The sequence below is a fragment of the Fuchsiella alkaliacetigena genome, from assembly GCF_023227765.1.
Taxonomy (GTDB): Bacteria; Bacillota; Halanaerobiia; order Halobacteroidales; family Acetohalobiaceae; genus Fuchsiella; species Fuchsiella alkaliacetigena.
Genome location: NZ_JALKBZ010000020.1, coordinates 21,407 through 45,609 on the forward strand (window position 1 = coordinate 21,407; position 24,203 = coordinate 45,609).

Consider the following 24,203-nt stretch of genomic DNA (forward strand, 5'->3'; position numbering starts at 1 on the left):
GTGATAGTTAGCAACTATTTAAATTGCTTACAAGAGTTATTATACATTCTTTGACCGAGAAAGTTTGTCGTTTTTTTTAGATAGTCGTTCTAAAAATATTTACATTTTATTCCAAAATACAAAAACACCCCTTACTCAAGGGTGTTTTATGTAAAAAAATGTAAATAAATAGGCATAAAAATGGTGGCGGTGCAGGGACTTGAACCCCGAACACTACGGGTATGAACCGTATGCTCTAGCCAGTTGAGCTACACCGCCACATTATAATTAACTATCTATTTAAATTTTTGGTTGCGGGGACTGGATTCGAACCAGTGGCCTCCGGGTTATGAGCCCGACGAGCTACCATACTGCTCTACCCCGCGCTATAAGTTCAGATAATAAATGATAAATAAGTTCAAAATCTTTACAATCATAAAGTTCTTGAATTTTAATCTATCCTCTATCCTTTATACTATATCCTCTGCTCTTGAAAAATGGTGCCGGGGGTCGGATTCGAACCGACACGGGTACTAAGGACCCATCGGATTTTAAGTCCGATGCGTCTGCCAATTCCGCCACCCCGGCAATTAAAGTTTACCATTACTGACGACAAGACATATTATAGTATAGATTTTCTCAAGGGTCAATCTCCAAATGTAGCGATTAAAAACTCTCATCTCAAATTAAATACATTAAACTGCAGATTGCTTCTTAATTCTCACCTTTACAGCAATCATAAATAATACCCTCTAAAATATCAGCCTCACTAACTATAATTTCTGTTAACTCCAATACTTCCATTATTAATAATAAAATCTGTACTCCGGCTACAATGATATCGGCTCTTTTAGGCTGCAAACCAATAACTTCTTTTCTTTCTTCAATAGTCTTTGCTGCTAAATCAGAAAATATTCTCTCGATCGTTGTTAATTTAAGTAGATATCCATGTACTTTTTGAGGATCATAAGTAACTAATTGTCGCTCAATTGCTGCTAAAGTAGTAATAGTACCTCCTACTCCGAATAAAGCTTTAACTTTCCCTGTTAATTTCCTGATTTGCGGCAATAAAGTTTTCTTAATTAGCTTTTCTCTTTCACTTATAACCTTACTCTGCTCGGTCATTCTTACTGCTCCTACATTAAGACTAAATTTATCTTCAATTCTTTGCGAAGAACCAAAAATAAACTCCGTACTCCCCCCACCAATATCCAATACTAGATTATCAGTAGCAAGTAATTCGGAGAGACTTTTAATTACTCCTAAATAAGAAAGTCGGGCTTCTTCAGTTCCAGTAATTATCTCTACTTTCAAACCTGTTCTTTCTTTAACCTTATTAATAAATTCTGCTTGGTTACTAACATCTCTAGCAGCACTAGTAGCAACTACTCTTACTTCTCTCACTTGATACTGCTCTAATAAGGACTTATATTTAGCTAAAGCTTCTATAGTTCGCTGTATAGACGCTTGATTTAAGCGACCTGTTTGATCAACCTTAGCTCCTAAACGGGTTATTTGTAGCTCACTAGCTAAAGGGGTTATTTTTCCTGTTTTATTTAATTCACCGATAAGTAATCGAGTTGAATTAGTGCCAATATCAATTGCTGCCGCTCTGTTCATCCTTTTCACTCCCACATTTTGATTTACATTCTTCGTTAAACTTTTCATTTAATAGTTTAGCTACTATCTCCCCTACTGGATTAACCCCATTAACTAAAAAATCAGCATAATGAGTATGCAAGCACTTAATCCCTTCTTCGTTCATAATTCCTCCCACTCCTGACTCAGAAATAACTCGCCAAAGCTCAGGATTTTCCTGGGGTAGCCTTTTTAAATCCTCCTCAGTCAATAAATCCACTCTAGCTTGAGCATAGTTTTGATAAGCAGTCTTCAACTGAGCAAACTGCTGAGGGTTATTATTTATTATAGATTGAATTTTTTTAACCTGTCCTACAGCTTCTAACTTTGAAATCTCATTGACTAGTTTAGGACAACTTAACCAATAAGTAGTAGGAAAAACTCCGTAATCTCCTTGCTTAACTAACAAGGGATAGGTAGTTAATACTTCTGGATAACCATAGGCACAGTACTTTTCAACTCTAAGTAAGTTCCGAGGAGTTCTTCCGAGTTGTTCAATAATTATCTCCATTTCTTCAGCTTCAACTTCTTTTTTCATACTTTCCCCCTCATAAATAAACACCCTCTAATTAATTAGAGGGTGTTTAAAATGTTCAATATCACTCTTTACCGAAGTCCATATATATAAAAGCTAAATTTAATAGGCAGAACCACCACGTTTAGATTCAATACTTTTCTTTAGGTCTTTCTGTCGCTGGCTACTTTCTTTCATAAACTCTTCCATTTGCTCTTCAAAAGACATCTTCGGGGCTTTCTGGTTTTCAGCATCTAATTGCTTAATAGATAAGCCAATCTTTCCGTCATCGTCTATAGAAATCACTTTAACCTTAATCTTTTCCCTCATGCTCAAATAGTCTTCTACATTTTTAACATAAGTATCAGCGATTTCCGAAATATGAACTAAACCAGTTTCACCTCCAGATAGCTCTACAAAAGCTCCAAAATTTGTTATGCCAGTCACTACTCCTTCTACAGTATTCCCAACCTCAATTGACATGCTTTAAAAACTCCTCCTCATGATAATTTAAAATTTTATAAGTGCAAAATAACTTACACTAATTACCCACATTATACCGCATATATTATTTGATGTCAAACGTACTTAGCTAAAAATTCATAGTTAAAGCTATTCTTTTTCTTTTTTGATCAATTGATAATACTTTCACCCTTACTACATCTCCTACCTTAAGCACTTCCAAAGGACTATCAACATAACCAGAACTTAGTTCGGAAACATGAACCAGCCCTTCAACTTTAACTCCAATATCTACAAAAGCTCCAAAATCAACAACATTGCGTACTGTGCCTCGTAAAACCAGCCCAGATTTTAAGTCTGCTAACTTAACTACCCCCTCTTTAAAAATTGGCTTCGGTAGATCCTCTCGAGGATCCCTACCTGGTCTCAATAATGCTTTTTTAATATCTAGGAAGGTATAATTTCCCATCTCAAATTCCAAATCTTCAAAGTGTAAATTTTTTAATCTTTCTTTCAATTCAGCCTGATCCCTTTGAAAGTCTATAGTTTGCAAGTTAAACCCTATTTTATTTAATAACTTCTTTACTAAAAAATAAGATTCCGGATGAATAGGAGTCATAGCTAATTTGTCCTGTCCTTCATAAATTCTTAAAAAGCCGGCTGCTTGTAAAAAGGTCTTAGGACCTACTCCATAAACCTCTTTTAGTTCATTCCTTTTCTCAAATCTTCCCTTTTCCTGGCGCTGCTCAACTATTTTTTCAGCAACCTGTTTATTAATACCGGCTACATAGTTTAACAAAGCTGGAGAAGCAGTATTAAGATTCACTCCTACATAGTTTACCACTGACTCTACTACTGATTCCAAAGCAGCCGCTAATTCACTCTCTTTAAGATCGTGTTGATACATACCTACTCCAATATGCTGCGGTTTAATCTTAACTAGCTCTGCCAAAGGGTCTTGTAATCTTCTAGCAATAGAAACGGCACCTCGCAAAGAGACATCTAATTCCGGCAGTTCCTTTTGAGCTACTTGAGAAGCAGAATAAACTGAAGCTCCAGCTTCATTAACTATAGTATAAGCTACTTTTTGCTCAAGAGTTGAAATTACTTCTGCTATTAATTCCTCAGTTTCTCTGCTAGCTGTACCATTACCAATAGCTATAATATCTACTTGATAATTATTTATTAAACTTCTAATTATCTGCTCAGCCTTAGCTGAGGAGTGAAGATATACAGTTGCTGTCTCTAACAAGTTCCCTAGCTGGTCAACTATAGCTAACTTAGCACCAGTCCTAAAGCCAGGATCAACCCCTAACACCACTTTATCTCTGATCGGTGGCTGCAAAAGCAATCTACGCAAATTTTTAGCAAAGATATCGATAGCATGGGTGCTTGCTTTTTCGGTCAGTTTAGACCTGACCTCTCTAGCAATAGCCGGAGCAATTAAACGCCGATAACTTTCTTCAATAGCCTTTTCTAAGTGTTTTATAAATAATGTGTTTTTATTTTTAATTATTAATTTTTTAATTTCCGTTAATATTAATCTAGCCGGCGCTACTACTTTTACCCTTAAAACATCCTCGGCTTCTCCGCGATTTATAGCTAAAGTTCTATGAGGAGGGATTTTTGATAACGCTTCCTGATAGTCATAGTAGTCTCTATAGGTTCCTTGTTTTTCTGTAATTACTACTGACTTCAAGCTGCCTTTATTAAAGGTCAGCTTTCTAGCTAAGGCTCTTACTTGGGCCCGATTAGCTACCTCTTCAGCAATAATATCTTTAACTCCCTGTAACACTTCCTCTATCCTGGCCAGTCCTTTATCAGGAGCTAAATAAGATTGAGCTTCTTTGGCTATTGATCCAGTTTCAATCTTTTGAGCCAAGAATTTTTTAGCTAAAGGATTTAAACCTTTTTCTTTAGCCTTAGCTGCTCTAGTCTTCTTTTTAGGCCGATAAGGCCTATACAAATCCTCAACTGTCTGTAGTTTAGTAGCTTTTTCAATTTTAGCTTTTAACTCTGGCTTTAATTTTCCCTGTTTAGCTATTAACTTAAGCACCTTTTCTTTACGAGCAGTTAAGTTGCGTAAGTATGCTAATCTTTCCTTTAAATTCCTTAGCTGAGTTTCAGTTAAATTATTAGTTGCTTCTTTTCTATACCTAGCTATAAAAGGAATAGTATTTCCTTGATCAAGTAAGCTGATAGTACTTGCCACCTGATTTAAGTCCAAGTCCAACTCTGCTGCCAACTTTTTTTTAATCTCTTTTTCTTGCATCCTCTTTATCTACTTCACCTCTAATCGTTATGTATAATATCTCCCCTGGTTTAACTAAACCTAGATTCTTTCTAGCTACTTCTTCTACAAACTTTGAAGAATTTACTGCTTCTAATTTATGCTCTAGGCTATATATTTCCTCTTCTAAAGTTTGAACTTCCTTTTTAAACTCAAGTAATTCCTTATTTTTAGCTTGCTGATAGTTATCAACTTTCAAAAAATTATATACAATAGCAATTACCACTAATAAAATAACTACTATAATTTTTTTAGAAAATAATAAGGACTTGCCAGCACTTTTAGTTCTTTGTTTTGGATTTTGATAGTTATTAGCCACTAGCTTAACCTCCTTGCCTCCACTAGCTATTTATTTAAATTACTTCTATATTAATTCTAAATAACCTTTATCTATTACAAAATTCAATCCAAAAATGAACTAAGTTTAGACTTAAACTTAAATAATATTTGCTGTAATCGCTTCAATAAATTTTTGAAAAATTTATAAATTTTTTTGATTACTTTTAAAAACTTGTTAATTAATTTAAAAAATTCAGCCCATAAAGAACTAAAAAACCTTAAAAAAAAACTACTCAAAGTTTGATTATAAATTAAAGCTCCTAAAAGCAGACTTAAAAAAATATAAAATCTAATTTCTCCTAAATTGGCTCTCAACAAAATAATAAAAACTATAACTCCTGCTAATATACAAAAACTAAAATCAATTAATTTAGTAATTATATCTCCTAGATAACCTAAACTCCTTAAAGCCCTATAAAAATCAAAAACTAAAGCTAAAATAAAACCAGTTGTTAACATATATATAAAGGTTATAAACTGCACTTCTAAAACAACCATTACCCTCACCTCAGTCTTTAAAAACTAACAGCTTAAATAGGGAAAATTATTTAAACAAACTACTAAGTATACCACCTTCTTTTTGCTCAGCAGAATAGTCTAAGCTAATCAACTGTCCATCAATTATTAATTTACCTTCATCTAAGTTTAGGTGTCTAATATTTAACTCTTTACCAACGATAAATAAAGGACCTAACTCGGTAGCTAAAGATATCTCTTCTTCACTAAAATTAATGACTTCTATTACTCCACTTAACTCCATAGCCTCCCGGTTTTCAATTTCAATTCTATGCTTCCCCATTCTACTCTCCTCCTTTCACCTCTCTAGTCTATACCTATGCCGTTTAAAAAGTATCTATTCCTAGCCATTAATTTTAGTCTTTCTCTTCGTGATCACTCATATTAGTCCATCTGTTAGACCACCAGCCAACAGAACTAATCTGCTTAGCTAATTCCATATCAAAATCACCTTGAATATACCGGTTAGGGTTTAAGTGTATTTCTTCTTCAATATTCCGATCAGCTTCAATAAATTTATCAAACTCTGTTTTTTCATCTTTCATGATTTAGCACCTCCTAAAATAATTATTATCTTTAGTATTAGCTAAATCAATAGACAAAATAAAAAAAGAAGCAGGAGTTTAATCCCACTTCTCTATAATCTGGATATTTTTATAATAATGATCAATTATTTCTTCTGCTGATCTACCATCTTCAGCCATAGAATGAGCTCCCCACTGGCTCATACCTACTCCATGACCCCAACCACTACCTGCAAAAGTAATCTGATTACCATCAGCTTCAATAGAGGTTATCAAAGTGGATTTTAAGCTATCAGGGCCCAGAGCATTTCTAAATTCAGCAGCTCCTACCCTGTCTGCTCCACTATTGTGATTGATAGTAAAGTCTACGACTCTTTCCGTAGGATCCTTTTCTGCTATTTCAATACTCTCTATCTGCTCTACACCTTCTAAACCAAGTTCGGTTAAAGCAGTTAAGACCTCTTGCTGCTCAAAATCTGCTTCCCAACTTTGAACATCTTCGGGAGCATTTTGGTCAGGTGACTCAACTATAGCAGTATATTCAGGTTCTGGCCCATCAAAACCTAAGCCGACTTGAGCAGTAGTTGTTTTACCGGCGGCACTAGAATGAAACCAGCTATTAATAAATTGACCATTATGAATAGCCACTTCACCTCTAGTCTTCTCTACAGCCTCTCGAACATCTTCAGTAATACCTTCAGATGTATATGCCTGAGCCTGTCTATGGTCGCCACTAATCAAATCTGTACCTTCTTCAGTAAACTGCTTCATAGCAAAAGTACGAGCCAAAATAGCTTGAGCTCCATAAGCATTCACCGGCCAGTCTGCCTTCATCTCGGCCGTTACTACTCCTGCTACATACTCTTCTATAGGCATTTCTTCAATCTGTCCATCCGCTAATTCAACTTTGACTATTGGTTCCTCAATTTTTTCTATATCTTCTTGACCAATTTCACCATCTTGAGCATCACAAGCAGTCAATACTACTATTAATCCCAATATTATCAATAAAAATTTATACTTATTAACTTTACTAAACCTCAACTACTAATCCCTCCCTATTGGTTTAAGTTTATTCTATCTCTATCAGGGAGGGATTATGCATAATTAAATCCTACCTAAAAATCCCAAAATAAGCTCTCGAGCCCTACGCAAAAGTCTAGCCAAAAATCCTAACTGCTCCACCTCTTCAGCTGCTACTAATTCTACCCTGCCCAACTCTTCATTTTGATTACTTAAAATTAACTCTCCTAAGACCTTTCCTTTTTCAACCGGAGCTGTTATATTTTCATCAACTACTATTTCTCTCTCTATCTCATCTCTACTACCAACTAGTACACTTCTTCGTAAATCATTAGCTGTTTCTAAATTTACTACCGGTTGTTTACCTTCTTGCACCTCTACTTCTCCTACCAACTCACCTTTACTAACTATATCCTCTACGTTAAATCTTCTAAAGCCATAATTTAATAACTTAGCCGACTCCTCCAAGCGCTCCTCTTCACTATCTGTTTTCATTATTACTGAAATTAATCTTCTACCATCGCGAGTAGCTGTAGCAGCTAAGCTATAACCCGCTTCTGTAGTCCAACCTGTCTTTAAACCGTCAACACCTGGATAACGTCTTAGTAATTTATTGGTGTTATATAATATAAACTCGCCATCTCTAATTTCATCCATCCAAATAGCTGTCCAGTCCAAAACTTCAGGATAGTTAAGAATTAACTCTCTAGACATTAAAGCAATATCATAAGCGCTAGCATAGTGATTTCCCCCTACTACCGGCAAGCCAGTAGTATTAACAAATTTAGTATTATTCATCCCTAACTGCTCAGCTCTTCTATTCATCATTCTCACAAACTCTTCTTTAGAGCCAGCAACATGTTCACTAAGAGCCACCGTGGCATCATTAGCCGAAGCAATAGCTACAGCCTCCAATAAAGTTTGTACAGGCATTCTTTCCCCAGCAGATAAATAAATCTGAGAACCACCTTTACTAGCCGCCCGTCGACTAGTAACTACCTCTTCTTCCAAATCAATATATCCCTCTTCCAACGCTTCCATAGTTAATAACATAGTCATTATCTTAGTCATGCTAGCTGGCGGCAGTCCATCATGAGCATTTTTACTGAATAAAACCTGGCCGGTTTCCACTTCCATCAAAAGTGCCGTTTCCGCTTCCACCTCAAAAGCAAAGGCTGGATATGAAAGCAAGAGAATAATAAGCAATAATATGCTGATTGATAAGTTTTTCCAAAGTTTCAATATCTTCACTCCTTCATTTTTTTAACTCTTTGCCATAATTCTTCTAGTTCAATTAAAGATATATCTTCTAGTTTAAGGCTACTGTTTTTGAGTTCTGTTTCCATATCAGCAAATCTTTTTTTGAACTTCTGAGTAGCATCTCTTAGCACTAATTCGAGATTAAAATCCAAAAACCTGCCTATATTAACGATGGCAAATAATACATCTCCTAACTCTTCTCTAATTCTATCAGCGCCTTGCTCTTCCAAAGCCTCTGCAAACTCTCCTAACTCCTCTTGGAGTTTAGCTAAGGCGCCTTCAATACTCTCCCAGTCAAAACCTACTGTTGCTGCTTTCTGTTGTACCTTTTGAGCTTCCATCAAGCTAGGCAGTCCTTTAGGAGTAGCCAATATATCCTCATCTTTTTTAGCTTTAGACTTTTGAGCATTCTTTATTTCTTCCCATCTACCTTCTACTTCAACAGCTGAATTTAAGTCTTCATCGCTGAACACATGTGGGTGACGCTTAATCATCTTTTCACAAATACCATAAATTACATCTTCAATTTCAAAGTTATTATTCTCTTTAGCAATTTGAGCGTGAAAAATAACCTGTAGCAATAAGTCACCTAGTTCTTCACATAAAGCTTCAATATCTCCAGCCTCTATTTCTGCCAGCACCTCATAAGCTTCCTCAATTAAATAAGGCCTCAAGGAATCATGAGTCTGTTCTAAATCCCAAGGACAGCCTTCTTTACCTCTAAGTTTAGCCATTATTTGAACTAGAGTCTTAAACTCAGTTAGCTCATTCATATAAAAGGCTTCACTCTCCTTAGGAGGAACGTGAACAGTAGTTAAATGGTCTAGCCAGTCCAATCTATCTAATTGATAGAGAGGTAGCTTAGATCTTTTTTCCAATGCAGGTACTCCCGCAGCTCTAACTACCTGTATTGAATGTTCTGCTGGATAGACTTCTAATAAAGTTAATTTAAGATCAGCAGCCACTAATGAATTATATACTTGAGTTAAAATCAAGTCCTGTTGAGGCTGTAACTGCTCTTTGCTTAGACTTAAAGCATCTAAAATCTGTAATCCAGCTATAGGGTCCAGTTCAAGAGCAATAAATAGCGGCTCTAAAAAACTAAGTCCAGCAATTATTCCTACTTTATCGCTAGGAAGCTTAGCTAATAATTGCTGTACAGACTTTTCAGCCACTAAAGGATTGCCTGGCACTCCATAAACAATATCTAAGCCTGCTTCAATTTCTTTCAGCAACTTATTAACAATCTGATTATAGACTTCAATAAAATCATCTTGGCTTTCATATATATCATCAAAGGAATTAAAATCTATCTCCTTAGCTTTTAATTGAGTTACAACTGGATGCTCTACTGTTCTTAAAAATAGTTTATCTGCTTTCTGTAATGCTTCATAAGCAGCTAGCGTCAAATCTCCTAAATCTCCCGGGCCCAAGCCAACTATTTGCAAAGAACCTAATTCATCTTTATCCATATTATCCCCTCACTAATCCAATTCTCATTAAAAACTCAGCTAATCTATCACCAATTTTGGGAATCAGCTTAATATCTGCTTCTTTTACAGCTCCACTAAATAATAAAGTTGAGATATAAACTACAGCTCCTAAAAATACCGCTCCTAAAGTAATAACAGTATTTCTAGTTAAGATCTCTATCCCCTGTGAATAACCCGTAGTAACTGCTATAGCCATCAAGACTACCGCCAAGATAGGTTTGATTAACATATCACGATAGTTATACCTATAACCGATCAATCTAGCAATAGCTAATAAGTTCAAAATAGCAGCTATAAAAAAACCGGAAGCAGTAGCTAAAGCAGCCCCTCTAATACCCAACATTGGATTAGCCGTTAAGAAAAAGTTCATAGTAGCATTTACAGCCGCTCCTATAAATAAGTTTCTAGCTGGAATCCCCGGCTTGCCTATTCCCTGTAAAATACTAGAAGAAGTCTGTTGCAAGCAAACAAAAATTACTCCCCAAGAAACATACTGCAACGGAATTCCCGCCTCTGGAATAGCAAATAACATCTGACTAATCGGAGTAGCTAAAATAAATAAACCTACTGCTGCTGGTAAAGAAATAAAAAGGGTAATCCGCAAAGCAGCCTGAGTTCTATGTTTAATTAATCTTTTTCTTTCCAAAGCAAAGGCTTCAGAAATAGCCGGTACCAAGCTAGCAGCCAAAGAAACAGTAATTACTGTCGGAAAGTTAACCAAAACCATAGCCATCCCTGCAAAATTACCGTAGAGACCAGTAGCTTCCCCTACAGAGAAACCAGCCACTTGTAAACGCCAAGGAATCAAAGTAGCATCCACAAACTGCATTAAAGGTAATACTAAAGCTCCTAAGGTAACGGGTACCGCTAAAGATGTTATCCTGCTAATAACTTTTGTCATTGATAAATTATCACCGGGCCCGCTTAAAGAGAACTCATTAATCTCCTCTTTACGTCGATTATATATATATAAGAGCACCGTTAAACCAGCAATAGCTCCCGTCACTGCTCCAAAAGCAGCTCCAGCAGCTGCAAACTCAACACCTCTCGTTAATAAAAGATAGGCTAAGAGTAGCATAGTACTCATTCTCACCAACTGCTCCACTACCTGCGAAACAGCCGTAGGTACCATAGTCTGCAGGCCCTGGAAAAAACCTCGATAAGAAGCCATTATCGAAACAAAAAAGACAGCCGGAGCAATAGCTAAGATTGAATAAAAAGCCCTAGGGTCTCTTAACAGATTGCGAGCAAAAAAATCAGCAGATAACATCAAGATCGCAGTAAAGCACAAACCCAAAATAAAGCTAATTCTACGAGCAATACTAAAAATCTTATGAGCACTCATTTTATTATTCTCTGCTACCTTTTCTGCTACTAATTTTGAAATAGCTACTGGAATTCCAGATCTAGAAATAACTAAAATAGTAGTATAAATAGGATAAGCCATCTGATAAAGTCCAATTCCCTCTTGACCGATTAATCTAGTTAACAAAATTCGATAAACCAAACCCATAGCTTTACTAATGAAAGCAGCTAAGGTTAAAATCATAGCTCCTTTTAAAAAGCTCTGTTTATTTTTTTTAGTCATCTTCTGACTTCCTTCCCCAAGCTAAATACCAAAAGATGTTAAAATCTTTTTAAAGTTACCTCTATATATCCACCATCTATGTATTCCAGATAAGATTAAAAACTCCTTCAAATTTACTTAATTATTCAATAAAAAAGGTGAGCCAAAAGACGACTCACCTTAAACTTAATCCTCCATCTGCTTTGCCAAAAATCCAGCAGCAGTTTTGGCTAGTTTAATTTCTAAATCTCCCATTTTATCATTTTCCTGTTGCGAGCTTAAAGCAACTACCCCTATTGCATCTCCGGAGGCAGTAACAATTGGTGCTAAGACCTGAGCACTAAATTGACATTCTTCTTTAGTTCCCCGACAATCTTTACAGAAAGAGTATTCTCCCGGCTCCTCCATCACTACTGTTTCTTTCTCCGCTAATACTTTTTCTGCTGCCTCGCTAATAGGCTTATCCAAAAATCTCTTTTCTGGAGCTCCAGCAACGGCTACTACTACATCCTTATCTAAAACACAGGCTATATAACCCGTCACTTCATGTAAAGAATCAACATATTCACCAGCAAACTCACTTAATTGACCGATGGGAGAATACTTTTTTAAGATCACTTCTCCATCGCGATCTACAAATATTTCTAAGGGTTCTCCTTCTCGAATCCGCATAGTTCTCCGAATCTCTTTAGGAATTACTACTCTTCCCAAATCATCTATTCTTCTCACTATTCCTGTAGCTTTCATAATTTCCTGGTTAAATAACTTTGTTCAACAAAATACAATTTAACCAGTTTTCACCTCCTTGAATTATATTAATGAGCCTCTGTATTCATTCATAGTATATAGTTAAATTTAGATTTTTATTCTCAAACTTTATTAAACAGCAGGAATTAACAGTCTCGAAACAGCTAATGAAATATTAATCATATTTTATCCTTTTCAACAGTTAACTATTCTTGGAGCTGTTTTAAAATTTTAGTTAACTTATCTAAAGCTACAGACTTATTTTGGATAACTTGCAAAGCTAGAAGCGGTTCTTTAGCCGATCTAAAACGAAGCTGATACTGCTTACTTAACTCTAGTATTTTTTCACCAGTCAAATTAGTAGCAGAACTAAACTTAACAGCAATCTCACCCTCTTTTGAAAAAACTTTATCTACATTCAGCTTTGTAGCTAAAACTCTAATTCTAGCTAACTTGATTAGATTTAAAAAAGGCTTAGGCATAACCCCGAATCTATCCTCCATCTCCCGTTCAATTTCCGCAATATCATTTAAACTTGTTACCTTAGAAATCTTTTTATAAATCTCTATTTTTTGCTTAGAATCACTTATATAATCATCGCTTATATAGGCATCAACCTCAACATCCACTACTGCCATCTCCGGCTCCGATTCCAGCTCAGGCTGATCTTTTAAATCTGTAATAGCTTGATCTAATAGTTTACAGTACAAAGAAAAACCTACAGCTTCAATATGACCGTGCTGCTTAGGGCCTAAAATATTACCAGCACCTCTAATTTCAAGATCACGCATAGCTATCTTAAAGCCGGAGCCTAAATTAGTAAACTCTTTAATAGCCTGTAATCTCTTCTCAGCTACCTCCGATAGTACCCGACCTTGCTGATAGAGCAAGTAAGCATAAGCAACCCGATTGCTCCTCCCTACTCTACCTCGGAGTTGATAAAGCTGAGCTAAACCCATTTGATCAGCTTTATTAATCACAATAGTATTAACATTGGGAATATCTAAGCCAGTTTCAATAATGGTAGTACAGACCAAAACATTATGCTTTTCCTCTAAAAAAGACATCATAATCCGTTCTAGCTTCGATTCACTCATCTGTCCATGAGCTACCGCTACTTCAGCTTCCGGTAATAACTTTTGAATACGAGCTGCTACCTTATCAATATCAGCTACTCGATTATGTACAAAGTAAACCTGCCCTCCCCGATTTAATTCCCTAGTAATTGCATTACGAATTAAGCCGGGATTATATTCTCTTACATAAGTTCTAATCGGATATCTATTCTCCGGAGGGGTTTCAATCAAACTCATATCCCTAACCCCAACTAAAGACATATGCAAGGTACGAGGAATTGGAGTAGCAGTTAAGGTTAAAACATCTATATTACTCTTAAGCTCTTTCAATTTTTCTTTATGCTTAACTCCAAAACGCTGTTCCTCATCTACAATCAACAGCCCTAAGTCCTTAAATTGAACATCAGCAGATAAGAGCCTATGAGTACCTATAATAATATCCAAAGAACCTAGTTTTAAATCTTTAATAAGCTGTTGTTGTTCTTTAGCGGTTTTAAATCTACTCAAAACATCTATTTTAATAGGATAACTAATAAATCTTTCGGTGAAGGTATTTAAATGTTGCTGAGCTAAAATAGTAGTCGGAACCAACATAGCCACCTGCTTCCCATCCATTACCGCTTTAAAGGCAGCTCTAATAGCTACTTCAGTCTTTCCATAGCCCACATCACCACAAAGCAAACGATCCATAGGCTGCGGTGACTCCATATCCTCTTTAACTTCTTGAATAGCTTTTAACTGATCCGGAGTCTCCTGATAAGGAAACTCATCTTCAAATTCCTGTTGCCAGACTGTATCTTCAGCAAAAGCATAACCATTTGCTACCTCTCTTTGAGCATATAGCTCCAGTAAATCCTCAGCCATCTCCTGCACCGACTCTTTAACCCGTTTTTTTACTCGCGACCATTCACTACTATCCAAGCTATACAGTTTAGGCTGAGCTCCTTCGCTACCTACATACTTTTGGATTAAATCCACCTGATCAGTAGGAACATATAATTTATCCTGATCAGCATAATTAATCAATAGATAATCTTTATTGTGTCCTTGTACTTCCAAGGTTTTAACACCTAAATACTTACCAATACCGTGGTTTTCGTGCACCACATAATCTCCTATTTCCAACTCCTCTAAAGAAGCTATTTTAATTCCTTGATCATAGGTCTTACTCTTGCGTTTATTTTTTCGCTGCGGGTCAGCAAATATATCTCCTTCCGTAAAGAGAATAAAGTTCACTTCAGGTATAATTAATCCTTCAGCCAAGCTATCGACCGTTACCACTATATTGCCAACTTTTAACTGATCTTTTACTTCGGCTACGTAAATAGCTGCTAAACCCTCTTCCTGTAATCTTTCGACAAGAGTTTTACATTTACTAGCAGTAGAAAGAGTAATTAAAATTCTGAATTTTTGCTCTTTCCATTCTTTTAACTCCTTTATAAATTGATTAATCTGACTTCTAAACTTGGTAGTTTTGTTAATCTTTAAGCTAATCTCTCGATCTATTTTAAATTTTTTAATTTTTTGAGTTTCACTTAAATAGAGCTGGGGAAAGTTATTAATCTTTAACAATAGCTTTTCAAAGTCTGCAAAATGTTGATCATAATTCTTTAAAACAGTTCCTTGATTTAAAAGCGAAATCCGTAGTTCATTAAAATCATTAATTAAGTTAAAAGCCTGTTCACAAACTCTATTAGGAGAGTCAAAAATTAAACTTCCGCTTCCAAAGTAATCTATCACCGTAGCCATATCCTGATATATAAAAGGTAAATACTGTTCTATCCCTGGAAAAACAACTTCGGCTTTGATTTTTTCCAAATCCTCGTTGTATCTTGCTAGTAACTCCTGGGCTTCAGCCTCTTTTGAGGCCGATATTAGGCTCTTTTTTCTAGCCAACAATTTTTTTTCTATTTTAGGAACTAAATTATTCAGATTTTTAAAGTTTAATAAAGTTTCTGTAGCTGGAGAAATAAGAACTTGTTCTATCTTTTTTATAGAACGCTGAGTATCTAAATCAAAAGTTCTAATAGAATCTATCTCTTCTCCAAATAGTTCTATCCTCACCGGACTATCCATAGTTAAGGAGTAGATATCTATAATTCCACCTCTAACACTGAATTCTCCCTTGTTGGTCACCATATCTACTCTTTTATAACCTGCTGCTACTAAGTCTGATTTAAGCTTTTGAAGGTGTAAATGATTACTTTGTTTAATCTCAAAGCAGTGCTCTACAAATACAGGCTGAGGAACTAACCTTTGTAATAGACCCTTAATAGGTAGAATAACTAATGGTTTAGCGGTAGAGTTTAGAGCAGTTAATACCTCTAACCTTTCTATTCTTACTGAAATATCCTCTTCAATTCTTTCGTGAGGTAGCACCTCCAATTCTGGAAATAAAAACAACTTTGCTGCCGGGATAATTCTCAATAACTCTTCATAAATATCTATAGCTCGCTGGCGATTATAAGTAAGTAACATTGCTCTATCTTCAAGCTCAGCATAAAGATTAGCTATAATAAAAGCGCGCTGAGAAACCGATAGATTAAGAGTTAATTTAGTATTTAATTTTAAATCCATAGCTTGCTTTAAATTTTTAAAGGCTTCAAACTCAGTTAAAAGTTTTGTTAAAGCATTTATCATTTTCGTCATAACTCCTTATAAGTTAGCTATATATTAAAAAGGACCCTAGTCTTCAGCCAAGGTCCTAAAACTTAATTTAAAAAATTGTTAACTAAATAAAATCTATTCCTTGTTCACACCGACCACAAACAGTCCTAATTTCTATGCTACCTCTTTTCTTATTAATTATATCTTTTTTTTCCAATATCGTCAAGATAGAAAAGTCTAGTCTATCTTTATCTACTTCCTATACTTTCCAGGTAACCAATTAAAATGCTCCAATAACTTAGTATTTGAGCATTTTCATTTTAAATTCTCTTTAACAAGTGATAGAGTATTTTTCAAAGCTTCAATTATGAGTATTCACTATTATTAGCATAAATATGTAATCAATTATACTTATTCATAGCTGTGGTTAAATCATCCGCTAAAATAACCTTTAATGCTGCTTGAGCCCGCTCAACACTATCCTCTATTAAGCTGCTTTGTTCAGCTGTAAACTTTCCTAACACATATTCACTAACTGACATATATTTCGGCGGCCTACCGATTCCAATTCTAATTCTAGGTATTTCTCTAGTGTTTAAGCTATTAAAAATTGACTTTAAACCTTTGTGCCCTCCATGTCCTCCACTACGTCTAATTCTTAAATGACCTGGCTCTAGATCTAAATCATCATAAATAACAATTATATCCTGAGGATCAAACTGATACCAATCAACTAACCCTTTAACTGCTTGCCCACTCTTATTCATATAAGTCTGTGGCTTAGCTAGTATCACTTTTTCGCCTTTAATATAAAGCTTACCCGTTAAAGCTTTCTGCTTTTCCTGCTTAATTTTAACTTTATTCTTTTCAGCAAAAGAATCTAAAACTCTAAAACCGATATTATGCCTAGTTCGAGCATATTTAAAACCAGGATTTCCTAATCCTACTACTAATCTCACAGCTATCAACTCCTTTTAAAAATTAAAAAAGGCGTAACCATTGACCGTGATTACGCCTAAAACTAATAGTTTGTAGTCTATTCTTCGTAGCTTTCTTCTCCTGGTACTTCTTCTCCTTCTTCTAACTCTTCGTCTGGCTCTTCTCCAATTACTTCTGGTTCTTCTAGAAGATCTTCTTCGTCTTCCTCTGGCTCTTCAAGATCAAGCTCTGTAGGAGCAACTACAGTTACTAATACCTCATCACCTGAAGTTATGATTTCTACTTCATCAGCAGTTTCTAATTCAGCTACGTGAAGCGACTCGCCAACCTCCAATTCAGAAATATCTATTTCAATGCTGGCTGGAATTTCGGTTGGTAAGCATTCAACCTTTACTTCTCTAAGTAACTGCTGTCGTACTCCACCTTCTCGTTCACCTGCTGAAGTACCTACTAGATCTACGGACACCTCTACAACTACTGTTTCATCAAGATTAATTTGGTGAAAATCCACATGCAAAAACTCTCCAGTTATAGCATCTTTCTGTAGATCTTTAATCATCACTGCTTCCACATCATCTTCTAACTTTAAATTAATAATCTTATTACCGCCCGTTACCTCAGCTAGATCATTAGCATCTAGCTTTAAAGTAGCCGGTTCTCGATCTTGACCATAAATTACCCCCGGCACTAGACCTTCTTCTCTCAATCTCCGAGCCTGATTTCTTCCAGTTTCATCCCTTAATTCGACTTCAAGCTCTAACTGTTCCATTGATACCCTCTCCTTTTTCCTAAGTTCTTTCTTAATAAATTATTTAACCATATTTAGCAAACACTTATTACCCGAACTCTTCAATTAAGATTCTAATTTCTTAGCTTATTCATTATAACATTTTTTTAACTAATTATCAAAGTTCTAATCAAATAATACACTTACCGATAAGTCTTTAAAGATTCTATCAATTGCCTCTCCTAATAAAGGAGCAATGGAAAGCACTGTAACCTTGTCCAAATTTTTCTCTTTAGGTAGAGGAATAGTATTAGTAACTACTACCTCTTTTAACGGCGAATCCTCTAAACGCTCAATAGCCGGCCCCGAAAAGATAGGATGAGTACAGCAAGCATAAATATTCTTAGCTCCTCTTTCTCGTAAAGCTTTAGCTGCTCGAGTAATAGTACCGGCTGTATCTATCATATCATCCAAAAGAACTACATCTTTCCCGTCTATATAACCAATAATATTCATTATTTCAGAAACATTAGGTTCTGGTCTTCTTTTATCTATGATAGCAATAGAGGTATTAAGCCTTTCTGCAAAGTCCCGCGCCCGCTTAACAGCCCCCACATCAGGAGCTACCACAATAAAATCGTCTAACTCCTTATTTAAAAAGTACTCAGCTAAAATCGGAGCACCTAATAAATGATCTACCGGAATATCAAAAAAGCCTTGGATTTGAGCAGCATGAAAATCAATAGCAACTATTCTATCCGTCCCAGCAGAAGCCAATAAATTGGAAATCAACTTTGCTGAAATAGGATCTCTAGGCTTAGCCTTTCTATCCTGTCTAGCATAGCCAAAATAAGGTACCACTGCCGTAATACTTCTAGCCGAGGCTCTTTTTAACGCATCAATCATAATTAAAAGCTCCATAATATTTTCATTTACGGGGTCACAAGTAGGTTGAATAACAAATACATCGGAGCCCCGGATACTTTCTTCGATAGTAACTTCAATTTCACCATCACTAAACTTAGATACATTAGAAGTAACTATAGAGGTTCCCAAATAGTTACATACTTCGCGAGCCAACTCCGGATTTGAGTTTCCAGTAAATATTTTCAGCCGTTCCTTATAAGATCCCATTGTCTATACTGCCTCCTAGCAATCTCAATCTTAGTTAAACTTAGTCATTATCTTCTTTGTTTATTTCACATTCAGTGGCAGGTACACCTAGTACTAAGCTATCAGCAGCTACATCCTTAGTAACTACTGAGCCAGCCCCAGTAATCGCTGATTTACCAATGTTGAGAGGAGCAATCAAGGTTGAATTACTACCTATAAAAGCCTGATCTCCAATTTCAGTCCGATGCTTCTCTTGACCATCATAGTTAGCAATTATAGTACCAGCACCGATATTCACATCTTCACCAATCTCTGCATCACCTACATAGCTCAAATGAGGTATCTTAGTTCTCTGAGCTACTTTAGATTTTTTAATCTCTACAAAGTCTCCTATTTTAACTCCAGCCTCTAACTCTGTTCCCGGACGCAGATAAGCAAAAGGCCCTATTTGCACCTCGGCTCCCACTTTAGCCTTTTTAATAACTGAATTTTGTACTTCGACCCCAGCAGCTAATTGAGAATCAATAATTCTGCTGTGAGGCCCAATAGTACAGTTACTACCTATCTGAGTCGCCCCTTCAATAATAGTATAAGGATAAATCACCGTATCCTGTTCGATTTCTACTTCTGAATCTATAAAAGTATTTTCAGGATCGATAATAGTTACTCCAGCTGCTAAATGCTTATTACAAACCCTCTTCCTTAATCGTTTTTCAGCCGTAGCTAAATGCCGCCTAGTATTAACTCCTAAAGTCTCAGCCGAATCAACAGCCAGCTCCGCAGCTACATTTTCTCCTTCATAAGTAAGCACTTCAATAACATCAGTCAAATAGTACTCACCTTGAGCATTATCGGCTTCAATCTCTTGCAACGCCTTAAATAAATACTGGCTATCAAAGCAATAAGTTCCAGTATTAATCTCCTGTATTTGACGTTCCTCCGGAGTAGCATCCTCCTCTTCGACTATCTTAACTAAATCACCCGAGCTATCCCTAACTATTCTTCCGTACCAGCTAGGATCATCAACTTCAGTAGTTAAAACTGCTGCCACACCTTGTTGTTGCTGTTTCTCCACTAAATTACTTAAGGTTTCAGCAGTTAATAAAGGAGTATCACCACATAAAACTAATACCGAACCTTCAAAGTCCTGCAAAAACTCTTCAACCTGCATTACAGCATGCCCAGTTCCTAACTGCTGTTTTTGATAAGCAAAGTCTACTTCTAAACTCTCCAACTCTGCTTTAACTATCTCACCTTTATAGCCTACAACTACTATGCTTCGTTCTGGATTTAAGTCTTGAGCAGCAAAGAGAATATGTTCAACCATAGCTTTACCGCACACCTTATGTAAAACTTTAGGAAGTTCTGACTTCATTCGCGTCCCTTTACCAGCAGCTAAAACCACCACGGCCAGTCTATCCATTCTCTAAGAACCCCCTTCAAAGGAATATCTATAAATAAACTCTACTTACTAAGAAAGAGCAAAGTATAATTTCCTTAATAATAAAAAAAGGAGCAAAGGCTCCATTAATAGCTAATTTCAAATCCTTTTTCTTAACTAAAAAGTCAACTACTAAATGATAATACAATCACTAACAACAAGAGATATTATAACAAGTAAATAATCTTATGTCAAGTTTATGGTATGCGATTTTTTAAAAAAATATTAGCCTAAAAATAGCTTTTCTTAGTTAAAATCTGTCCAGGTAATCTTTTCTCTAAAGTAGAGTCTTTAATCACAAATTGACCATTGACTAGTAAATGCTTAATTCCTTGTGCATATTGATGCGGCTCTTCGTAAGTAGCTAAATCCTTAAATTTATCTAAATCAAAAACTACTAAATCAGCTACTAATCCCTCTTTAATCCTACCTCTATCTACTAAACCCAATTTTTCGGCTGGCAAATAACTCATTTTTTTAACTGCTTCTTCCAAACCAAGAACTTCCTTTTCTTTTACATAACTATTTATTACTCGCGGAAAACTACCGTAAGCTCTAGGATGAGGAATTGAGCGATCTAATAAACCGTCTTTAGCCCTAGCTGCTGCATCAGAAGCAATCATAGTCCCATCATAGCTCATTACTCGTTCTAAATCCCTAGCACAGATTGAAAATTTAACCATACTAACCGCTAGGCGCTCTGCTAATAATAACTCAATTACTACCTCGGCAGCCTCCTCTCCTTTTTCAGCAGCTATTTGGGCAATACTTTTTCCTTCTAAATATTTATTTTGACTCTGATTAACCTCAGCAATAATAATTTGCTCCCAAGATTCCTGATTAGCTCTTTGCTGCTGCCAATAAGTTCTCAGCTGTTGCTTGTTTTTTTTCTGTCTCAACCTAGCTAAAACCTTTTCTTTCCCTCCTTGTTTAAACTCCCGAGGCAGCAAAGCTGCTAAACCAGTAGAAGTAGCTAAATAAGGATAGACATCACAGTTTATATTTAAACCTCTTTGATTAGCCTTTTCAATTAATTCTAAAGTCTGTTCTACCTTCCCCCAGTTTCCTTTACCATTAGCCTTATGGTGAGAAATCTGTACTGAAACTCCTGTCTGTTCAGCAATTTCAATAGCCTCTTTAACTGCTGAAATTAACTGATCACCTTCATCGCGCAGATGAGTAGCATATATTCCACCTTGCTCTGCTACTACTTTAGCTAATTCAATCAACTCCGCAGTATTTGCATTTGCAGAAGGCGGATAGATCAAACCAGTAGATAGTCCCCAGGCTCCTTCCTGCATAGCTACTAATAAGTGTTTTTTCATAGTAGCTAACTCTTCAGCCCTAGGCTCTCTAACTTGATCACCTAATACAGCTTGACGAAGTAAACTATGCCCCACCAAAGTAGCTAAATTAACACTACTCCCTTGCTCTTTCACTGTAGCTAAGTATTCAGCTACTCCTTCCCACTGTAGTTCTAAGTTATATTTAGCTAGCTTTTTGCTAATTGATTCCGTAGTCTGCTCTAAAACAGGAGCCACTGAAGAGCCACAGTTTCCTACCACTTCGGTAGTTACTCCTTGGTATAGCTTACTAGTAACGTGAGGATTAGCTAAAATAGATAGTTCCGAGTGAGAGTGAATATCTATAAATCCTGGCGCCACTACCAACCCTGCTATATTGTACTCTGCTAAAGCTTCTCTTTTTTGTAAGTCACCAACTTCAGCTATTACTCCTTGCTTTATACCAATATCAGCTACAAATACCTCTTGGCCACTTCCATCTATCACTAAACCAGAGCTTAACTTTAAATCTAAAATCTTAACTCAATCTCCCTTCTCAAAATATTATTAACATCAAAAAAACTCCACATCTATTGATATGGAGTCTTCAAAATATTTATTCTTCAAACTCTTCTTCATTTAACAGCTCTATTAAGTCTGCTCTATTGGATACTGGATACAAAGATGTAAGCTTTTTTTGACTAACCTTACGTCCGCTTGACAAACTTTTTTTATTTGAACTCTCTCTCTTTTTTTGCTCTTCCTCAGCCGTTCCCAGTTGTTTTTTTATTCCAGCAATATTCAAGCCTGATTCTAATAGCTCTTTAATTTTATTTAGACGAGCGATATCGTTTTGAGAGTAAATCCTCTGATTACCTTCAGTTCTAGCGGGTTTAATCAAATCTACTTCTTCATAATAGCGAATCTGCCTTCTAGTCAATCCAGTTTTCTCATTAACAGCCCCAATAGAATAAATGGGAGTATTAGGGTTAGCATTATTCATTTATCCTCAACTCCTTTAACCTCTATAAATTTATATTAACAAATGATAAACCTTATGTCAATTGACTAGTCTAAACATCTACAGAAAAGCTCACATAATATCCAGTTATTCATTAAAAAGCTCACATAGTATCCAAATATTCATAGTTTTTATTCACATTTTTAATGCTAACACATATTATAAATAATAGATAGTTAATTTTAAATTAAGGAGGACTACCGATGGCTAAAGGAAATATTATTAACTTATTTTCCGGAGGGAATACTGCCCAAGGTTTTTGTTCATTTTATGAGTACTTACCTCATCAAGCTGAAGATATATTCATTATTAAAGGCGGGCCCGGCACTGGCAAATCTACTTTCATCAGAAAAATTGGAGAAAAAATGGTAGAAGCCGGTTTTGATATTGAATTTCACTGGTGTTCATCGGATAATAATTCTTTGGATGGAGTAGTGATTAAGAAGTTAAAAGTGGCTATTTTAGATGGCACTGCTCCCCACTTAGTAGACCCTAAAAATCCAGGTGCTGTTGATAGGATTATTAACTTTGGTAGACACTGGAATGAAAAACTGCTTAAAGAATACAAAAAAGAAATTCAAGAACTAAATAATCAAATTTCCATAAGCTTTCAAAAAGCTTATGATTATTTAGCTATAGCTAAATTAACTTATGATCAATGGCAAAATTATTACATAGAAGCAACTAACTGGCAAAAAGTGGAGGCGCAGCTTAATAAATTAAAAAATGAGATCTTTGGCAATAAAAAAGTTACTGCCCAAAAAGGAGAAGTACGTCGTCTTTTTGCCAGTGCTCTCACTCCTCAAGGCTCTGTAAATTATTTAGATAGCATTACGGCTCAAATAGATAATCGCTATATTTTAAAAGGAAAGCCTGGTACTGGCAAATCTGATTTAGCTAGTGAAATAGGAAATACTGCTCTCAAAAAGGGGTATCAAGTGAACTTCTTTCACTGCGCTTTCGATCCTGAAAGTATAGACACAGTTGTAATCCCTGAATTAAGCACTGCTTTAATCGATGGGTCTCCACCTCACCAACTACAAAACGAACGAGAAGAAGATATAATCATTAATATGTTGAATTTCAGCAATGCAAAAATAATTAACCAATCAAAAACAGAAATCTTGGATGTAGAAAAGCGCTATCACCACCTAGTCTCCCAGGCCACTGCTAAAATATCTACTGCTAAGCAGCTACATGATAAATTAGAAGACTACTATATAAAGGCTATGGACTTTGAAGCTATCAATAGACTACGTAAAAAAATAATTAAAAAGATTTTAAAAAAAGCTACTTAAGTTGCAACTTCAAAACCAATTTGACGCTGACTAAGTTCTGACAAAAATCTGACTAAAACGTACAAAATTAAAATAAAAAGACTAAATATTTTAAGCTCTTAATGTACTAATGTTTTAGTCCGAACTTAGTCGGATTTTAGTCAGCGTCTAATAGAATTTGAACTTAAACTTATGTTTTTATTTTTCCTCTATCATCTATCATTTATCATCTGAATTAAACAATTTATCTCACTAGCATTGCATAAAAAATATTTTCATTTGTCAAGGGTAAATTTTTATTAATTATATATCCCTTAAATGTAAATAAATACAAATAAGATAAAAAAGCAACACCTATTGAGGATAG

General features: G+C 35.6%; 21 protein-coding genes, 3 tRNA genes and 1 pseudogene. 1 reads left to right on the top strand and 24 read right to left on the bottom strand.

What is annotated here, in order from left to right; genetic code table 11:
• Positions 1-181: 181 nt before the first annotated feature.
• The 24 genes and pseudogenes from MWH30_RS07480 to MWH30_RS07585 all read right to left on the bottom strand — a co-directional run bounded on the left by MWH30_RS07480 (position 182) and on the right by MWH30_RS07585 (position 22,541).
• Positions 182-258: transfer RNA gene (locus MWH30_RS07480), tRNA-Met, on the bottom strand.
• Positions 259-288: 30 nt separating this feature from the next.
• A tRNA-Met gene (locus tag MWH30_RS07485) sits at positions 289-365 on the bottom strand.
• A gap of 112 nt (positions 366-477) precedes the next feature.
• Positions 478-567, bottom strand: a tRNA-Leu gene (locus tag MWH30_RS07490).
• 126 nt (positions 568-693) lie between these two features.
• Positions 694-1,599 (bottom strand): Ppx/GppA phosphatase family protein, encoded by a 906-nt coding sequence (locus MWH30_RS07495; RefSeq protein WP_248663445.1) that lies wholly within the window; start codon positions 1,597-1,599, stop codon positions 694-696.
• Positions 1,577-2,155 (bottom strand): DUF501 domain-containing protein, encoded by a 579-nt coding sequence (locus MWH30_RS07500; RefSeq protein WP_248663446.1) that lies wholly within the window; start codon positions 2,153-2,155, stop codon positions 1,577-1,579. Before MWH30_RS07500 ends, MWH30_RS07495 begins: the two co-directional genes overlap by 23 nt.
• A gap of 99 nt (positions 2,156-2,254) precedes the next feature.
• The gene (locus tag MWH30_RS07505) at positions 2,255-2,614 is read right to left on the bottom strand and encodes a S1 RNA-binding domain-containing protein (RefSeq protein WP_248663447.1); all 360 of its coding nucleotides are present in this window, start codon (positions 2,612-2,614) and stop codon (positions 2,255-2,257) included.
• Between the two features lie 109 nt (positions 2,615-2,723).
• Positions 2,724-4,865: a Tex family protein gene (locus MWH30_RS07510; protein WP_248663448.1), complete on the bottom strand. Its 2,142-nt coding sequence runs from the start codon at positions 4,863-4,865 to the stop codon at positions 2,724-2,726.
• Positions 4,846-5,202: an FtsB family cell division protein gene (locus tag MWH30_RS07515; RefSeq protein WP_248663449.1), complete on the bottom strand. Its 357-nt coding sequence runs from the start codon at positions 5,200-5,202 to the stop codon at positions 4,846-4,848. The genes MWH30_RS07510 and MWH30_RS07515 overlap by 20 nt, the downstream gene beginning before the upstream one ends.
• 83 nt (positions 5,203-5,285) lie before the next feature.
• Entirely contained in the window at positions 5,286-5,720 is a 435-nt protein-coding gene (yabQ, locus tag MWH30_RS13970; protein ID WP_372494149.1) for a spore cortex biosynthesis protein YabQ, read from the bottom strand.
• Positions 5,721-5,766: 46 nt separating this feature from the next.
• Positions 5,767-6,021: a sporulation protein YabP gene (yabP, locus tag MWH30_RS07520; protein WP_248663450.1), complete on the bottom strand. Its 255-nt coding sequence runs from the start codon at positions 6,019-6,021 to the stop codon at positions 5,767-5,769.
• Positions 6,022-6,094: 73 nt separating this feature from the next.
• A complete protein-coding gene (locus MWH30_RS07525; protein ID WP_248663451.1) occupies positions 6,095-6,283 on the bottom strand; it encodes a hypothetical protein in 189 nt (62 codons plus the stop codon).
• Positions 6,284-6,361: 78 nt separating this feature from the next.
• Positions 6,362-7,306, bottom strand: coding sequence for a SpoIID/LytB domain-containing protein (locus tag MWH30_RS07530; protein WP_248663452.1), 945 nt, complete (start codon positions 7,304-7,306; stop codon positions 6,362-6,364).
• Positions 7,307-7,369: 63 nt separating this feature from the next.
• Positions 7,370-8,536: a D-alanyl-D-alanine carboxypeptidase family protein gene (locus MWH30_RS07535; RefSeq protein WP_248663453.1), complete on the bottom strand. Its 1,167-nt coding sequence runs from the start codon at positions 8,534-8,536 to the stop codon at positions 7,370-7,372.
• Positions 8,533-10,017: a bifunctional methyltransferase/pyrophosphohydrolase YabN gene (gene yabN, locus MWH30_RS07540; RefSeq protein WP_248663454.1), complete on the bottom strand. Its 1,485-nt coding sequence runs from the start codon at positions 10,015-10,017 to the stop codon at positions 8,533-8,535. Before yabN ends, MWH30_RS07535 begins: the two co-directional genes overlap by 4 nt.
• A gap of 1 nt (position 10,018) precedes the next feature.
• Positions 10,019-11,626: a stage V sporulation protein B gene (spoVB, locus tag MWH30_RS07545; protein WP_248663455.1), complete on the bottom strand. Its 1,608-nt coding sequence runs from the start codon at positions 11,624-11,626 to the stop codon at positions 10,019-10,021.
• A 165-nt stretch (positions 11,627-11,791) separates the two neighbouring features.
• Positions 11,792-12,352: a stage V sporulation protein T gene (spoVT, locus tag MWH30_RS07550; RefSeq protein WP_248663456.1), complete on the bottom strand. Its 561-nt coding sequence runs from the start codon at positions 12,350-12,352 to the stop codon at positions 11,792-11,794.
• Positions 12,353-12,558: 206 nt separating this feature from the next.
• Complete coding sequence (mfd, locus tag MWH30_RS07555) at positions 12,559-16,077, bottom strand: transcription-repair coupling factor (protein ID WP_248663457.1); 3,519 nt, start codon at positions 16,075-16,077, stop codon at positions 12,559-12,561.
• Positions 16,078-16,159: 82 nt separating this feature from the next.
• Positions 16,160-16,279: pseudogene (locus MWH30_RS13975) on the bottom strand (anti-sigma-F factor Fin); the annotation flags it as partial.
• A gap of 157 nt (positions 16,280-16,436) precedes the next feature.
• The gene (pth, locus tag MWH30_RS07560) at positions 16,437-16,994 is read right to left on the bottom strand and encodes an aminoacyl-tRNA hydrolase (protein WP_248663458.1); all 558 of its coding nucleotides are present in this window, start codon (positions 16,992-16,994) and stop codon (positions 16,437-16,439) included.
• A 77-nt stretch (positions 16,995-17,071) separates the two neighbouring features.
• A complete protein-coding gene (locus MWH30_RS07565; protein WP_248663459.1) occupies positions 17,072-17,743 on the bottom strand; it encodes a 50S ribosomal protein L25 in 672 nt (223 codons plus the stop codon).
• Positions 17,744-17,887: 144 nt separating this feature from the next.
• Positions 17,888-18,835, bottom strand: coding sequence for a ribose-phosphate diphosphokinase (locus MWH30_RS07570; protein WP_248663460.1), 948 nt, complete (start codon positions 18,833-18,835; stop codon positions 17,888-17,890).
• Between the two features lie 40 nt (positions 18,836-18,875).
• Entirely contained in the window at positions 18,876-20,237 is a 1,362-nt protein-coding gene (gene glmU / locus MWH30_RS07575) for a bifunctional UDP-N-acetylglucosamine diphosphorylase/glucosamine-1-phosphate N-acetyltransferase GlmU (RefSeq protein ID WP_248663461.1), read from the bottom strand.
• A 248-nt stretch (positions 20,238-20,485) separates the two neighbouring features.
• A complete protein-coding gene (locus MWH30_RS07580; protein ID WP_248663462.1) occupies positions 20,486-22,045 on the bottom strand; it encodes an N-acyl-D-amino-acid deacylase family protein in 1,560 nt (519 codons plus the stop codon).
• A 109-nt stretch (positions 22,046-22,154) separates the two neighbouring features.
• The gene (locus MWH30_RS07585; RefSeq protein ID WP_248663463.1) at positions 22,155-22,541 is read right to left on the bottom strand and encodes a MerR family transcriptional regulator; all 387 of its coding nucleotides are present in this window, start codon (positions 22,539-22,541) and stop codon (positions 22,155-22,157) included.
• 221 nt (positions 22,542-22,762) lie between these two features.
• On the opposite strand from MWH30_RS07585, the gene MWH30_RS07590 reads away from it, so the two are divergent.
• Positions 22,763-23,857 (top strand): PRK06851 family protein, encoded by a 1,095-nt coding sequence (locus MWH30_RS07590; RefSeq protein WP_248663464.1) that lies wholly within the window; start codon positions 22,763-22,765, stop codon positions 23,855-23,857.
• Positions 23,858-24,203: the final 346 nt, after the last annotated feature.